The organism is Paenibacillus sp. FSL W7-1332 (assembly GCF_037969785.1).
Lineage (GTDB): Bacteria > Bacillota > Bacilli > Paenibacillales > Paenibacillaceae > Paenibacillus_AQ.
The window spans coordinates 3749051-3764556 of sequence record NZ_CP150209.1 but is presented as its reverse complement, the minus strand read 5'-3'; the positions used below and the strand labels follow the sequence as shown (position 1 = coordinate 3764556).

General features: G+C 45.1%; 11 protein-coding genes. 9 read left to right on the top strand and 2 right to left on the bottom strand.

Annotated elements, in window-relative coordinates; all coding sequences use genetic code 11:
* Positions 1-23: 23 nt before the first annotated feature.
* Positions 24-905 carry an ABC transporter ATP-binding protein gene (locus MKX98_RS16780; protein WP_339217218.1) on the bottom strand — a complete coding sequence of 294 codons (882 nt, stop codon included), beginning with the start codon at positions 903-905 and terminating at the stop codon, positions 24-26.
* A 318-nt stretch (positions 906-1223) separates the two neighbouring features.
* Between MKX98_RS16780 and MKX98_RS16775 the strand changes: the two genes are divergently transcribed.
* From MKX98_RS16775 to tnpA, 5 genes are all read left to right on the top strand, one after another.
* Positions 1224-1820 carry a TetR/AcrR family transcriptional regulator gene (locus MKX98_RS16775; protein WP_194542783.1) on the top strand — a complete coding sequence of 199 codons (597 nt, stop codon included), beginning with the start codon at positions 1224-1226 and terminating at the stop codon, positions 1818-1820.
* Between the two features lie 208 nt (positions 1821-2028).
* Positions 2029-2223 carry a TetR/AcrR family transcriptional regulator gene (locus MKX98_RS16770; RefSeq protein WP_339217213.1) on the top strand — a complete coding sequence of 65 codons (195 nt, stop codon included), beginning with the start codon at positions 2029-2031 and terminating at the stop codon, positions 2221-2223.
* Positions 2224-2643: 420 nt separating this feature from the next.
* Entirely contained in the window at positions 2644-3780 is a 1137-nt protein-coding gene (locus tag MKX98_RS16765) for a choline esterase (RefSeq protein WP_339217211.1), read from the top strand.
* A 258-nt stretch (positions 3781-4038) separates the two neighbouring features.
* Entirely contained in the window at positions 4039-5484 is a 1446-nt protein-coding gene (locus tag MKX98_RS16760; protein ID WP_339217209.1) for an erythromycin esterase family protein, read from the top strand.
* 244 nt (positions 5485-5728) lie between these two features.
* Positions 5729-6202 (top strand): IS200/IS605 family transposase, encoded by a 474-nt coding sequence (gene tnpA, locus MKX98_RS16755; protein ID WP_339217207.1) that lies wholly within the window; start codon positions 5729-5731, stop codon positions 6200-6202.
* Between the two features lie 636 nt (positions 6203-6838).
* Here the strand turns inward: tnpA and MKX98_RS16750 are convergent.
* Positions 6839-8104: an IS110 family transposase gene (locus MKX98_RS16750; protein ID WP_063477462.1), complete on the bottom strand. Its 1266-nt coding sequence runs from the start codon at positions 8102-8104 to the stop codon at positions 6839-6841.
* A gap of 243 nt (positions 8105-8347) precedes the next feature.
* Between MKX98_RS16750 and MKX98_RS16745 the strand changes: the two genes are divergently transcribed.
* The 4 genes from MKX98_RS16745 to MKX98_RS16730 all read left to right on the top strand — a co-directional run bounded on the left by MKX98_RS16745 (position 8348) and on the right by MKX98_RS16730 (position 15462).
* Positions 8348-8908, top strand: coding sequence for an XRE family transcriptional regulator (locus MKX98_RS16745; RefSeq protein ID WP_194542769.1), 561 nt, complete (start codon positions 8348-8350; stop codon positions 8906-8908).
* Between the two features lie 207 nt (positions 8909-9115).
* Positions 9116-10348 (top strand): MFS transporter, encoded by a 1233-nt coding sequence (locus MKX98_RS16740; protein ID WP_194542768.1) that lies wholly within the window; start codon positions 9116-9118, stop codon positions 10346-10348.
* 5 nt (positions 10349-10353) lie between these two features.
* Positions 10354-10785: a universal stress protein gene (locus MKX98_RS16735; protein WP_339224252.1), complete on the top strand. Its 432-nt coding sequence runs from the start codon at positions 10354-10356 to the stop codon at positions 10783-10785.
* Between the two features lie 330 nt (positions 10786-11115).
* Positions 11116-15462, top strand: a complete 4347-nt coding sequence (locus tag MKX98_RS16730; RefSeq protein ID WP_339224250.1) for a discoidin domain-containing protein — start codon at positions 11116-11118, stop codon at positions 15460-15462.
* The last annotated feature ends 44 nt before the right edge of the window (positions 15463-15506 follow it).

Sequence of the window (15506 nt, the reverse complement as noted above, 5' to 3'; positions counted from 1 at the left end):
TATAATCTCCTCCGTTTCCGCTCTTAGACTTCATAATGACGCATGAATAAGTCTTCTAGCGTAGGCGGCACGGACTCAAACTTCTTGACCCCCAATTTTGCCGCTTCGGACAAAATCTCATTGATAAATTCGTTATCCGCAAAGAATGTCGCTTGATTGCCGGATTGCTTGAAATCATGAACACCGTTAACGGATGCCATTATAGCCACATTGCCTTGCGTTACTATAGTTACTGTAGAACGCGTTAAATGACGCAGCTCATCCAATGTTCCGGTTTCAACCACTTTGCCTTGGCGAATGATAACTACTTTATCGGCCAGTCGTTCCACTTCGCTTAAAATATGAGAGGACAGCAAGATGGCTTTTCCCGCAAGCTTGATTTTTTCGACCTCATCCTGGAAGACGGCTTCCATTAACGGATCAAGGCCGGAAGTCGGTTCGTCGAAAATATACAAATCGGAGTCAACGGATAAAGCCGCGATCAAGCCGACTTTTTGCCGATTTCCTTTGGAATAGCCTTTGGCTTTCTTCTTAGGATCCAATTCAAACCGTTTAATCAAATAGTCGCGTTTATTATTGTCTCCGCCGCCATGCAATTTCATAAATAAATCAATGATTTCGCCGCCTGTTAAGCTGCCCCAAAGAGCCACGTCCCCAGGTACATAAGAAATTCGTTTATGAATCTCAAGGCTATCTTTCCATACATCCTTGCCGAAGATTTTTGCATCTCCGGCATCCCGATGGATGATTCCGAGCAAAATGCGAATCGTTGTGGATTTCCCCGCGCCATTCGGTCCGATAAAGCCGACTACTTCCCCGGCATTTACCGCAAATGACACGTCATGCAGCGCTTTGAATTTCCCGAATCTTTTTTGCAAGCCTTGCACTTCTACAATGTTTGTCATAGCACTAAAACTCCTTCTAGACCAGTTTTAGTAACGTGCTTTCCAGTTTAAAGCAAAGCTGATAAATAGCGAACTAATAATCGATATAGAGTTCGTAAGTTCTGACTATTTACTTTGTTTTAAACCAAAGTTCATTTACAATTTCAGTTATACACCCGATTATCCGCATAGTCAACGCAAAAATATATAAGTTTAGAACTAATGTATGTTTGATAATTCATAATTATCGCTATATAATAAATAGGAAGGGAAAATACGAACTAAATCCTTCTTAAAATATTTTTTTAGTCATACTAAGTTAGAAAGCAGGAATAAGGAATGAACGGCTTTGAAAAGAGGACGCAAGAGAAGAAGAATCAAGTTCTAGAAGCAACTTTTAAATTGATTAATACCGAAATCGGCATCGAAAATGTAACAGTCGATGAGATTGCTAGACATGCCAATGTCGGTAAAACGACGATTTTTAAGTATTTTGGGAGCAAAGAAAACCTGGTCCATGAGGTTTTTAAGTATTTTTTAACTCAAATGGGGGAAACCGCCCGAGAAATCATGGCCGAAAATAAACCTTTCGAAGAAACGATCATTGCTATGAGTCAGAACAAAATCAATTATCTAGAAAAAATCAACAAACAATTTTATTTGGATTTAATGGATTATTTTACAAAGAAAGATGATGATGGATTATCTCTGATGATGCAGCAATACGTCAAGGAAAGCTACAGTCTTATGTTGGATTTGTTTCACCGCGGGCGTAAAGAAGGCAAGGTTGATCTGAAATATTCGGATGAATTTCTTCTGATTTATTTCCAGGCCCTGGTTGAAGGGATCTCCAGCCCGCATATCTACCCAAAGATTCTCCCTTATACCGCACAATGGACGGAATTGCTGATAAAAGGTATTGCGCCAAGCAAATAAAGCACATAAATATTCCTGCATGAAAGAGATCTTTCATCCTAGCAGTCAAACCATTGAAAACCTTCATGTTGCCTGCTAATTTCCGGTGGCGCTGCTGGAGGTTAAAGGATATACCGTTGTACGGAAGTAAATTGACCTGCGTAAGTTGAGGCCGAGACTCCAGGTTTGAGTGCATCTTTTCGTTGAAAATCTTTACGAGGATATAACTATGAAGATGGTTATGGATAGTCTGTCCATGCACCCCGGAACATTTTATCGGTATTTTGAAGACAAAGATGACCTTTATTGTCTCTTAATACGTAATGTGACTCAGAAAAGAGCTGCGTATTTTAATAACAGTAATGAAGATTCCCTTTTCCAGTTTTTCCTTACTGGCTTATTTGGTAACGTAATGGCATTGTGACCGAGCCACTGAATGAGTTGGAAATCAAACTCACTGAAACACTTTTATACATTCCTGAGAACATTTTGCTTAAAATATATCTGAATGTGCTAAAGGGCGAGTCATTCCCCTTAATCAAGGACATTTTACGCCGAATGAGGGTTGAAGGATATCTCCGACCTGATATTGACGACGACCTGATTTTTTTTATGTTTGAGTCAATGCAGTTTAATTTAGTCCTGTTTTTTTTAGGGAATTCGATATTAAAGACTCTAAGCTGCAACATAAGATTAGCAAGTACTTTGCTGACTTTATGGGTCATGGGCTGCTTGAAGATCATATACATTCTGAAAATGTAGCGATCTCAAGAAAGCCAAGGAGTAGATATGATTTACTGTATTTCACATTCGCCACTTTTATTAATTAAGGGGGAAGAAGAAAATGAAAACTTTTGAAGCATTTCCAGAACCAATCGGCAGCTATATTGTCGGTCGAACCCAGATGGATTTTGAGTATACGGCATCAGATCACTCAAAAAGAGAACTGACGGCGTTTGTGTACTATCCGTCCGACAGTAGCGAAGGTAAGACTACATCAACGTACATGTTTCCTGAAGTTTACGAAATGCTTGATGAGCAGCCACTTCTCACTGCGTTGAAGGATGCTTACTCCATAGATATCAAGACCCAGTGTTACGACGACCTTGCTCTCTCCGGGAAGGAAAAGCGCTATCCGGTGTTATTCTATGTTTGCGGCGGGGGCGGTTCTCCAGAATGGGGTACCGTGATCAGTACAGACTTGGCAAGTTTGGGATATGTCGTGGTAAGCATCGGCCATCAGAATAGCACGATGTATAAGCGTAAGGATGGGCGCCTGTTTAATGTATCAAAGGGTTTTTCGGATGTCATTATGGCGTTTTCTGAAGATCCGGAGATGGTGGCGTTGGCTGGTAAGATGGAGATGCGGCCTGACGATGAAACTGCCATCGAGATGTGCCTCAAGGTGCTTACACTGCCGGTACTTGCCAAGATAACAGAGTATAGTGAATTACAGGCAGAGGATGTAAGGTATGTAGCCGATTATCTTTACAAAATGGACTCTGGAGAGCTGAATTCCATCTTCAAGGGCAGATTGTTGCTTGACATCGGCATGGGCATAGTCGGACATTCTTATGGAGGGCCTACGACGGCGATTGTTTGTCGGGACGACGACCGGTTTGCCTGCGGGATTGGCCTGGATAGCGCTGCGTTCGGCCTTCAGGGCAGCGACCTTAATAAACCCTTCTTGCTGCTTTATTGTGAACCTAACTATAACATGAATGCGATAATTGGCGCTAACAATAGCATGCAAACCTATTATTTCTCTGTTGATCGTGTTGCGCATTTAGATTACTGCGACATCGTGTTTACCAGTGTTAATGAGGAACTCAGAGGCGAACGGGATGCTATGGAGATGCGAAATCTTGTTACAGACTATACGAAGAACTTTTTTGATCAATACATACTGCAGAAGGCTGCAAGTGTGGAAAGTCTGGCATACGATGGCGTGGACTTGGTCAAGAAGACCAGCAACAAGTGACATAACCGAGAGGTTGCTGATAAACGCATGTCAAAGAGCTAGCCGTACAGATACAGAGCCGATAACCCTATTACGCGGTTATCGGCTCTCTCATTTTTCAGGCATTGTTTTCTATTTGAGATGATAAGCGGTGTTTTCCCATAATCAGCTGCTTTTTGTACAACTAGCAGGAATGGTTACACAATAGAATAATAGAATTCCTTTTATGGGATTTTATGTTACAATCACTTATTTACTATGGAGAGGAGAGTTACAGCAATGAAGCGCTTTATTTTAGTATTGGTAAGCGTTATATCGATATTACTTACTGCTTGTTCTAGTCAACCAGTTGATCTAACGAATACACTAGAGAAATATGCTGTACCCGTTAATCAATTGACAATACCCGATGGTGTCCAAATAATTGGTTTAGGCGAAGCAACTCATAACAATGGTGAATTTCAGTCTGTACGGCTTGATGTATTTAAGGTGCTTGTTGAAAAGTATGGGGTTCGAACATTCGTATTAGAAGAGGATTTTGCTAATTCAGAATTAATGAATCGGTATCTATCGGGCGAGGATATCGAGCTGCAAGAAGCATGGGAAAAATGGTTTCCCTTCTACCATACACAAGAAATGGCTGAATTATTTGAGTGGATGCGAGAATATAACCGTTCCGCATCTAGTGAAGAACAGCTTCAATATTGGGGCATGGATGTTCAGCGATCAGAACTGATGATACCTGCACTTGATAATTATTTAAAAGAGGTGGATCGTGAACTCTCTAAAGAGCTTAACCGTTTACAGGTCGGCAGTAGTGACCTGTGGGAAATATCGAATCAGTTACTCGGCAATATCTTTACTCCAAACAGTGAGCGTGCATGGACTAAAAGTGATTATAAACAGCTGCAACGACAATGGAGTCCACTAATCCAAAAGGATATTCAGCTTATTGAACGATTAATACACCGGATGACGATGAATGCTGATCTTCTTATCGCCAAATCAGATGAACAAATGTATGAGGCCGCAATGCAGAATATCCAGTCTATTTATGTTACCTACTCAGTGATGAATGACTCTTTGCTTCGAGATTTTAGCGAGGGAAATGGGTATCTTCACTTTGTTTCTTCCGCAAACCATCGTGATAAAGCCATGAAGGAAAAGGTAGACTGGATTTTAAACCAGGCGAATGGACCCATTCTAATTGCAGGTCATAATGGTCATATTTCGAAAAAGAATAGAGCTGCCGCTGATAGTTTTGTTAATGCAGCAAAAGAGCAAAATATTAATGTAGATAGCAAAATGCTTAAACTTACATATATAGGTGAGCTTCTGGAGGAAAGTTATGGCGATGCTTATTATGCTATCGGAACATCCTTTAATGACGGCGTATTAGCAGCAGACTCAAAGATTATAACGGATCCAAATCCGCCTACCTTCACTATTCATAGTGATAATTTATTACTAAATTCATTGAAGGATTTGCCGGCGGATCGTTATTTCTTGGATTTTGATCGTGCGAAGCAAGATGAGCAGTTAAACCGGCTAATCTCCAAGGATGAGTTAAAGATGCCATATGTAGGTAGCCTGAATGGTGTTGATTTGAATGATCCAAATCATCGTAAGATAGAAAACTACTATTCAGGCATGATTTTAGATGAGTCATTTGATGCATTAATTCATTTTCGCAAGGTAAACGTATTCACACCTTATGAAAGGTAATTAATAAAAATGGAAAAATCAGCTTCAATTAATAACCCGTAGCTATTGTCGAGGAACAAGAACATGGTACCATTCAAAGTCGCTAATTTAGCGGCTTTTTTGTTATGGCTTTAGCCAGTTGAGTGCGTGAAACGCGCGAAACAAAAAACCACCCGCTATGCGGGTGGAGGGATTGAGGGTTTGACCACTGAGACCATTCCAATAAAATTGAGATGTTCAGGCTCAAAGAAAGGAATGGTCTCAAATGGCAACCAAGAGCTACAGCCTAGCTCACACAAAGTGGATGTGCAAATACCACATTGTATTTACCCCGAAGTATAGACGGAAAGAGATCTATAATCAAGTAAGAAGAGACTTAATAGAAATTTTCAAACGCTTATGTAAGTACAAAGGAGTAGAAATTATAGAAGGCCACATGATGCCCGATCATGTCCATATGTTGGTGGCTATCCCGCCGAAAATTTCAGTCTCATCATTCATGGGATATCTAAAGGGGAAAAGTTCGTTAATGATCTTCGAGAAGCATGCACAACTAAAATATAAATACGGGAATCGAAAATTTTGGGCAGAAGGATATTATGTGAGTACAGTAGGTTTGAATGAAGCAACAGTAGCGAAGTACATTCGTGAACAAGAGGCACATGATCAAGCCATGGATAAGTTGAGTGTAAAAGAGTACGAAGATCCATTCAACAGCAACAGGGGCAAAAAGAAATAAACCAGTTTAACTGGTAAGTGAAAGTGACAAATAACAATGAGCCTGAACAGAGTTATGGTCAGGCTAGCGTCTTTAGGCGCAGTTTGGCAACAAGGGGTTATACCCCAAGAGCAAACCACCCGTTGGACGGGTGGTCATGATTTTATTGGTACAAGTTCTTGTCCCAAGCCAAGGACAAGAACTTGTACCGATTGCCGAAAGGGACACGAACTTAATCCGTTTACCGATGAATACATATCTAATTAAAATTCTGCAGCTATTTCATTAAGCTCCCTCGAAGTGATTCAATTTCCTCACTCAAACTCATGAATTCGCAGGATTTCACCCTGAGCTAAACATGAAAGAAGAGAATCCAGGGGAGTCGGTGGCTGGGGACAGTAGAAAGGGCATGCGGGAACAAGGGTGTTGTGTCCAATACCCACTTTGTTCCATATCATGCACGTCTCCACTTTGCCCTAGTGATTCTCACTCCCATGTCTCAACGGGTCTTAGCCCTTTCATTCCTTCGTCACATCTAACTAAGGGGTGGAGGTCGGTCTTTCTAACGGAACGGGTCCGAGCCCTTTTGTTTAATATCTCCCGATACCTCGTGCTTCTTGTCATCCTGCGAATGCATGAGCTGGTGAGAAAAACTGCTTAAGCTGCTTGCGGAAACACTTTAGTCGAGTCGTAAGCTTCACTGCTTTTGGCCAGACCAACAAGCATACGGGCGACTTTACCGCACAATTTCATTATAGATTTCATTTTCTTGAGTTTTTTCACATCGACATTATGGTGGTGCAGGGCTCTAATATCCGGATTGGTCATGACCATGCACATCGTCATGAGATAGAGAAAACGTCGGAGACGAGGGCGGCCGCGTTTGCTAAGCGCCATTTTACCACGCCACTTTCCGGAACTGGCTTCAGTTAAATTGAGGCCGGCATGTCGTAATAAAGCATTTCCATGTACATAGCCGCTCAGATCTCCAGCTTCTCCTAGAATGCCAGCCAAGCTCGTTGCATTCAAACCCTGAATATCGAGCAGTTTCTGTGCATAGGGGATACGCCTCAAGATGAGATGAAGTTCATGCTCAATTTGTTCAAGTTGGCGCTGAGCCAAGTCATATTCCTCTAGTAGTTGACTCAGATGAAGCTTGTAGGCTTGGAGTGCCTGCGTGGCGCCAATGCTGCATTTTGCTAGTTCAATGAGCTGTTCCGCTCGTTTAACTCCAGCATGACGCTTTACATATTGTTTCCAACCGGTAAGAACCTCTTCTGTGGTTAATCTACTAATTTCCTCCGGTAAGGGAAAGAGTCTGAGCGTAGCAATAGAGCTGGTACAGGTAAGGGTTTTAAAGACCTGGCGCAGCTCAGGGAACACGATATCAACCCATCGATGAATTTGGTTAACAGCACTGTTGAGCCGTTTTGTAACCGTGTCTCGGTTAGCCATGAGAATTCGCAGTTCTTCGTAGGCTTCTGGATGAAAACGAACAGGGGAGTAGTACCCGTTTTTGACCATGTCTGCAATGACAAGAGCATCTTTGCGGTCACTTTTAGATGGCGAGTTGTCACGGTTCTCCTTATTCTTTTTAACGAGATGGGGATTAACGAGAACGGCTTCAATGCGCTGAGAAGAGAGCCAGCGCGCAAGATTCAGCCAGTAATGACCTGTAGGTTCCATGCCTATAATGACTTTGTTAAGCTTGTAGGTTTGGAGTAGATCCTGGATCCAGCGTCCAAATAGCTTGAAACCCTCAAGATGGTTACCGAATTCCAGCGGTGCACCTAAAGCAATCCCGCGAAAGCTGACGGCCCGGGCAACATGAGTATCTTGAGCAATGTCTACTCCGACGACCAGATGATGAGCGGTAATGTTTTCAATGAGTTGATTTTGCTTATCTTGTGCTTTAAACTTCATAGTAGAGCGACCTCCTGGATGGGCTTTTTGAGGCAATGACCTCGTGTGTAACCCCATCGTACCGAGGCGCTCGTTTTTGTTCAATCTCCAAAATATTCGTATTACAGGAATTCTAACGGGCAGATTACATAGACGTCAGAATTTTGCATAGGAGTGTAGACTACCATCAAATACTAATCATATGGAAAAGAGTCTAAATAAACAATATACTAGCTATAAAGTATTAGTTGAGGTGAATTTTAAATGGATGAAGTCGATGAATCAAAACAAATGGTATTACAAATCGGCGGTGCCTTGAAAAAGTACAGAAAAGAAAAAAACATGACCTTAGACGACTTAGCGGAATTAACTGGTGTAAGCAAACTTACGCTGGGAAATATCGAACGTGGCGAGACAAATCCGACTTTGGCAATTATATGGAAAATTTCAAAAGGCATATCTTTACCGCTATTGGCTTTGTTCAGATCAGATAACCCTGTTAGTTTGTATCGAGCAAGCGAAGGATTACGGTTTTCTAATGATGAAAAAAATTGGGTCATTGAACCAGTCTTTAAAAGCAACGATATTGAAATGTGTCGGGCATACCTACAGCCAAATAGTTCGTATCACCCCGAAGGTCATCATGTGAATACAACTGAAATCGCGACAGTAATGACTGGCTCCATTGAAATTCAAGTCAATGAAGAGATTTATACATTGAATCAATATGATACGATTAGTTTTCGTGCAGATTGTCCTCACTCTTATACCAATCGTACGAATAGCGAAACAGTGCTCCATATATCCTTAAAATATGGTTTCTAACAGTCGAAAAATCCACTTAATAAATACAACTCCGAATCCATGGTGGGAATTCAGAGTTGTATTTTTATTGTTTGGATAAGTTTCAGTATATCTTAAAATATTTATTGTTAAATTTAATATATCATAATATACTTTTATTGTTCGCGCGGATGTTATTCTCATATAGAAACAAATCATTAGTATGAATTCTGGAAGGAGAAAAGAAGAATGCCGAAAAAACATAATAAAAAATTCGTGCAATCCTCTATAGGGCTGATCATTCTCGGCATTATTGTTATTGCAGCTAATTTACGTACTCCCTTAACCTCAGTCGGTCCTTTAGTGAGTCTTATAAGGGATGACGTTCATATTTCAAATACATTAGCAGGCCTGATCACAACGGTACCCTTGCTCGCCTTTGCTTTATTATCGTCTCTTGTACCAAAATTAGGACGAAGATATGGGGTAGAGCGTATCATTTTGATTGCCCTAATCTTTCTGACTGCAGGTATTGTAATACGTTCATTATCTGGCGCAGTTAATCTGTTTATTGGGACAGCAGTTCTTGGATTCGCAATTGCCGTATGTAATGTATTATTGCCAAGTATAATCAAAAGGGACTTCCCAGATAAAATTGGCTCCATGACAGGTGTTTACTCCATTTCAATGAATTTATGTGGAGCAATCGCATCGGGAATCAGTGTTCCTCTAGCCGTGAACGCAGGTCTAAAATGGCAGGGAGCATTGGGAATATGGGGGATTTTAAGCTTTGTATCGATCCTCTGTTGGCTACCCCAATTAAGAAATCAAGCGAAGGAAACAGCCACGACAAGTCAAAGGATGGTCAGCTACGATGTGAATGTTTGGCGATCCCCGCTTGCCTGGCAAGTAACCTTGTTTATGGGTATACAGTCCATGGTTTTCTATGTGTTGATCGCTTGGTTGCCTGAAATTTTAAAGCAGCAAGGAATTGACTCCAACCAATCAGGATGGTACCTCTCGATCATGCAGTTAGCGATGCTTCCATTTACCTTTATTGTTCCCGTTATTGCCGGGCGCATGTCTAGTCAACGTTTGTTAGTGGTCATCACAACCATTTTGCTATTGACGGGAACGCTCGGACTTCTTTACGGAAGCTCCAATATCATTCTGTTGTGGATCATCCTACTTGGAATTGGTGGAGGTTTCGCCTTTAGTTTGTCGATGATGTTTTTCGGGTTACGTACTGAAAATGCGCATCAAGCAGCGGAACTATCTGGCATGGCCCAATCGATCGGATATCTTCTTGCCGCAATCGGTCCTGCCCTCATAGGATATCTGCATGATGCGACAAATAGTTGGAATCTGCCACTTTTCATTCTGCTTGGCGCTTCGGTCTTACTCTTTTTAGTTGGTATAGGAGCAGCAAGAAACCGTTTTGTAGGTAGCCGCACTAGTTACGAGCTGCCACGGAAAGGATGATAAATATGTTTGACAAAATTATGGTGGCCATTGATAAAGCTGAAATAACAACCAAACTCCTCGATGCAACCGTTGAAATAGTCCGAAACAAACAAACTCAAGTTACCTTGGTTAATGTCATCCAGGAATATGTGCCGAATGGCATGACATATGTACCAGAGAATTTCTTGGAAGATATATTGAACGAAATGGAGAAAGCGAGTTTGGAACAATTGCAACAAGCCAAATCTAAATTACAATCTGCAGGGATTAACTCGGAAACAGTTCATCTTAAGGGAGATCCTGGACATGAAATATTAAAGTATGCAAGGGATGCCGAACAGCAACTTATTATTATCGGAAGTCGTGGGCTAACGGGCATAAAAGAAATGATGCTTGGTAGTGTCAGCCACAAGGTTTCACAGCTATCAAGTTGCCCAGTCCTCATTGTACATTAACTCCTTCGGAACTGCAGAGATGATGCATTGTTATAATAACGGGATACGTGCAGCGGCATTTTAGGATATTTGTGTCCTACAATGCCGCTGTTTCTATATCCCTTTAGCTGCTCAAATGCTGACGGCACCAGATATGATCGAAATGCTGGCATGCTTAGCCTTGATTCACCGTAGAAGGCCAAATGTCCACATTTGTATATGGAATGTAAACACATGTATATCGATGCTTGATTGCCCTCTACTTATAATGAAGTTGCCGCAGCAAATAGCATGGAAGGTCATGCGAGTTGCTTGTGGTAATTCGTGCAAATTACGACGGGAGGGATATTCGTGGGTTTACGGCAGAGGGTTATTTTTTTAGTCATTTTTGTTACCGCTTTCATAATGGTGACCACCCTTTGGGAGATGTCCAATGCCGCAACAGGGAATTTGGCTCTAGGGAAAACGGCTTATTCGTCGTCGAACGAAGTGGATTATTTCGGACCTGAGAAAGCGGTCGATGGGGGCACCGAAAATGCAAGCCGCTGGTCTTCGGAAAGAACGGACGATCAGTGGTTTTACGTTGATCTGGGCGAGCCTGTTGAAATCGGAAGAGTCATCATCAACTGGCAGACTCCGGCGGAGCAATATCAAATTCTCGTATCCGACGATGCGGTATCCTGGCGGAACGTATTCGCGGACAACCGCGTGCTCGTCGCGTCCGGGCCGGGTGAAGATACGATCGATTTCGAGCCGACAGTGGCGCAATACGTCAAGTTTCAAGGGGAGACGCGACGTCCTATTGAGGGCGTTTATTACGGATACTCCTTCTGGGAAATCGAGGTATACAAAGGCAGACCGCAACTGCAGCCAATCATGGACGCGGTGAAAAACAGCATCGTCGTCTCCGAAGGGGATACCCTGCTGAATCTGCCCGCTGTACCGGAAGGTTATACGCTGACGCTGGTGAACACGGATAGCTTGCCGGTGATCGACGTGCAGGGCAATATTCATGCGCCGCTTGTCGATACTCAGGTTCAGCTGCTGCTGCAAATCCAGAGCGACAGCGATCCGACATATCTCTTAACGGATAATGCGCTAGTCACCGTACCCGGTCTCTACGAGCAGACGAGCGATCGGAACCCGGAGCCGCGTGTCATTCCTTCTTTGCGTGAGTGGCTGGGCGCAACCGGGGAGTTCCGCTTGTCGGACAAATCCAAAATCGTCATTCGTGCAGATGATGAAGGGGCTCTGCGGGGGACGGCTGACATTTTGCAGCAGGACTTATTGGATTTAACGAAGTTGTCACTGACCGTTAAGGTTGGTTTTCCTCAAGAGGGAGATATCTATTTGATGCTGGATGCCGCGCAAGCGGGATTAGGGAAAGAGGGATATGAGCTGAATATCGGCGAGTATGCTTCTGTTGCTGCGTCCGAGCAGACGGGAGTCATGTTCGGCACGAGAACGATTTTGCAGCTGCTCGGCCACGCTGCCGATCATAAGGCGATGCCTAAGGGGCAATCGCGCGATTATCCTAAATACCCGGATCGGGGCTTTATGCTCGATGTGGGCCGCAAGTTTTATACGATCGAGTTTTTGCAGGACTATGTCAAGCTGATGTCCTACTATAAGATGAACCGGTTCCAGATTCACCTGAACGATGATGTCGGCGATGTCGGTTATTTCCGTCTGGAGAGCGAGAAATTTCCGGGAGTGACGAGCAAGGACGGCTATTATACGAAGCAGCAATTCAGAGACCTGCAGCTGCTTGGGATGGAATACGGCGTAAACGTCGTGCCGGAAATTGATACGCCGGGCCACTCCGGCGCGTTCATCGCGTACGATTCTCGACTGGGCAGCAACAATCAGCTGGATATCCATCGTCCTGAGACGCTCGACTTCATTAAAGCACTCTTTGACGAGTATCTCGACGGCAGCAATCCGACCTTCGTCGGCCCGGATGTGCACGTCGGCACGGATGAATATTTCGGCGACGACAAGGAAGCGTTCCGCAGGTACGTGGATATGCTCCTTAACCACATTAACAGCAAAGGCAAACGCGCCCGTCTATGGGGCAGTCTGTCCGCATACGACGGCACGACGCCGGTCAGCAACCATGCGACGATGGACATCTGGTATGAGCCGTACGGAAGCGCTCAGCAGGCCGTGGAGCTCGGCTACAATATTATCAATACCAATACGAATTTGCTCTACATCGTTCCGCAGCTGTACCGCAGCTATTTGAATTACGATTTTATTTACAACGAGTGGGAGCCTAACGATTGGCTGGAGACGAGGCTTCCTTATGCGCATCCGCAGGTCAAAGGCGGCATGTTCGCGCTCTGGAACGATGTGTCCGTAGAGAAAGGCGTATCCATGGCGGACTCGCATCAGCGGATCTTGCCTTCCATGCAAGTGCTGGCGGAAAAGCTGTGGAGAGGCAACCGCATCGATCGGAACTTCGCAAGCTTCCAGGCGGATGCCTCAAGGTACGTGGACCCGCCGGGTGTTCATCAGTCACACAAGCTTCAAATCGACAATGAGCGGCATCTCGTGCTGGATTATACCTTCGACGGAGGCTTCGCGGACCGTTCGGGGAACGGCTTTGACGGCAACGCGGTGAATGCAGGCACAGAGAAGGGAATCTTCGGTCAAGCCGTGAGGCTAAACGGCGGGGCCAGCTACGTGGAAACCCCGCTTCGCACGCTTGGTTTCGGCTGGACGATGTCCATGTGGATCAAACCGGACGCTGACAACCCGCAAGGAGTTGTGCTGCTGGAATCTCCGGACGGACAGCTGAAATACAACATTGGGGGCAGCGGTAAAATCGCCATCACCAAAGAAAATTACGTCAGCGAATTCAATTATAAGCTGCCGACCGATCGCTGGACCCATGTCATTATGATCGGCGACGACACGGGGACCTCCATCTTCATTAACGGCAGTGAATATACGGCGACTCTCAAAGACGGCTCCAAGCTGGAAACATTCGTTCTGCCGGTAGCCAAAATCGGCAGCGAAACGAATGCTTTTAAAGGCTTGATTGACGAACTCATCGTAAGGAACACCTACTTGGACCTGCATGGAAATCTGGCTTTGCATAAGCAAGCTGAATCCTCAGAGCCGGAATCCTCGTCCTACACGGCGGATAAAGCGGTGGACGGCAGAGGGGATACCAGATGGTCGAGCGATTGGGTGGACGATACCTGGTACATGGTGGATCTAGGTGAAGTGAAGTACATTGATGCGGTATCTATTTTGTGGCAAACGGCTTATGGTTCGAAGTACCGCATTCTCGTGTCCGAGGACAAGGAGAACTGGACGAACATTGTGAAAGACAACAATGGGGAGATTAACGGAAAGCCGGGACGAGTCGTGACTACCTTCCAGAGCACTCCAGCCAGATACGTGAAGTTCGAAGGCGTGTCCAGAGCTACTATGTTCGGCTATTCCATTGAGGAATTTGAAGTGTACGGCGAGGAATATAAACTCGGCAATCTACGGCCGATTATCGACCTGTTGACGGCTATCGAGGCCGACAAGCTTGTGGAGGACAATTACTCTCCCGAGGGCTGGGCACAGCTTCAGCAAGCGATTGGGCAAGCGACTGCGGCTATTCAAACCGCCCAGCTGTCTCGTCCTGAGGCCGAACAGGCGTATGCAACGCTGAGCGTTGCGCGTGATCGTCTAACGATCGAAGACGTAATGGGTCTGATCGAGCTTAATGTAAACGGAAGTATCACATCCAACCTTTACCTCCCGCAGAAAGGGCAGCTCGGTACGCGCATCGTCTGGAGCAGTTCAAAACCCGACTACCTGAATGCGAATGGACAGTTGTTGAAACGTCCGTCAAGCGGGTCAGGCGACATGGAGGTCGTGCTGACCGCGACGATCAGCAAGGGAGCTGCATCCGCGGAGAAAACGTTCAAGATCAAAATCAAAGCGCTGCCTAGCTCCGGTGGCGGAGGATGGTTTCCGACTCCAGTAACCCCAGGTCCGGAAAAAGGCCAAAACGGCGGTTCAAATCCGGGTGGCGGAGATCCAGGCAATGGCCATGAGAACGGGAGCGGCAATGAGAACGGCAGCGGCAATGAGAACGGCAGCGGCAATGGCGGGGAGTCCGGCAGATCGACAACCGTTCGGCTTAACGATATTGCGAGCCATTGGGCAGAAGCGTCCATCAAACGGGCGGTTGAGCTTGGATTCGTAGCGGGCTACACCGACAAGACGTTCAAGCCGAATAAGACGGTCAGCAGAGACGAATTCGTCGTCATGCTGGTCAAAGCGTTGAAGCTGCAAGGTGCGAACAGTTCGCTAGACTTCGCGGACGCAGGTTCGATTCAAACCTGGGCGAAGCCTTATATTGCGCTAGCCTTGGAATCCGGCCTGATCAGCGGCTATGCGGATGGGACATTCCGACCAAAGGTTTCGATCAGTCGAGCAGAACTGGCAGCAATGATTGTTCGCAGCTTGGGTCTGAAGACTGCGGAAGGGCATGAGCTCTCTTACGCGGACGCGGATCATATCCCAGCTTGGGCGAAGCCGTACGTGGCAGCAGCCCAGGAGGCGGGAGTGATGAACGGTCGCGGGGACAACCGGTTCGCTGCTGCCGCCTCGGCGACGAGAGCTGAAGCAGTGACCGTTATTCTGAATATGCTTGATGCGCTTGCGGAGTTGAAGGAACAGGAGCAGAACTAATTATGCATAGAAATCGCCGGAGCGCAGCCGGTACAGCCTGAGCC

Coding starts and splice junctions, on each gene's coding strand:
- MKX98_RS16740 (WP_194542768.1), top strand. CDS start 9,116: ATGCCGAAAAAACATAATAAAAAATTCGTGCAATCCTCTATAGGGCTG.
- tnpA (WP_339217207.1), top strand. CDS start 5,729: ATGGCAACCAAGAGCTACAGCCTAGCTCACACAAAGTGGATGTGCAAA.
- MKX98_RS16765 (WP_339217211.1), top strand. CDS start 2,644: ATGAAAACTTTTGAAGCATTTCCAGAACCAATCGGCAGCTATATTGTC.
- MKX98_RS16760 (WP_339217209.1), top strand. CDS start 4,039: ATGAAGCGCTTTATTTTAGTATTGGTAAGCGTTATATCGATATTACTT.
- MKX98_RS16750 (WP_063477462.1), bottom strand. CDS start 8,104: ATGAAGTTTAAAGCACAAGATAAGCAAAATCAACTCATTGAAAACATT.
- MKX98_RS16780 (WP_339217218.1), bottom strand. CDS start 905: ATGACAAACATTGTAGAAGTGCAAGGCTTGCAAAAAAGATTCGGGAAA.
- MKX98_RS16775 (WP_194542783.1), top strand. CDS start 1,224: ATGAACGGCTTTGAAAAGAGGACGCAAGAGAAGAAGAATCAAGTTCTA.
- MKX98_RS16770 (WP_339217213.1), top strand. CDS start 2,029: ATGAAGATGGTTATGGATAGTCTGTCCATGCACCCCGGAACATTTTAT.
- MKX98_RS16735 (WP_339224252.1), top strand. CDS start 10,354: ATGTTTGACAAAATTATGGTGGCCATTGATAAAGCTGAAATAACAACC.
- MKX98_RS16745 (WP_194542769.1), top strand. CDS start 8,348: ATGGATGAAGTCGATGAATCAAAACAAATGGTATTACAAATCGGCGGT.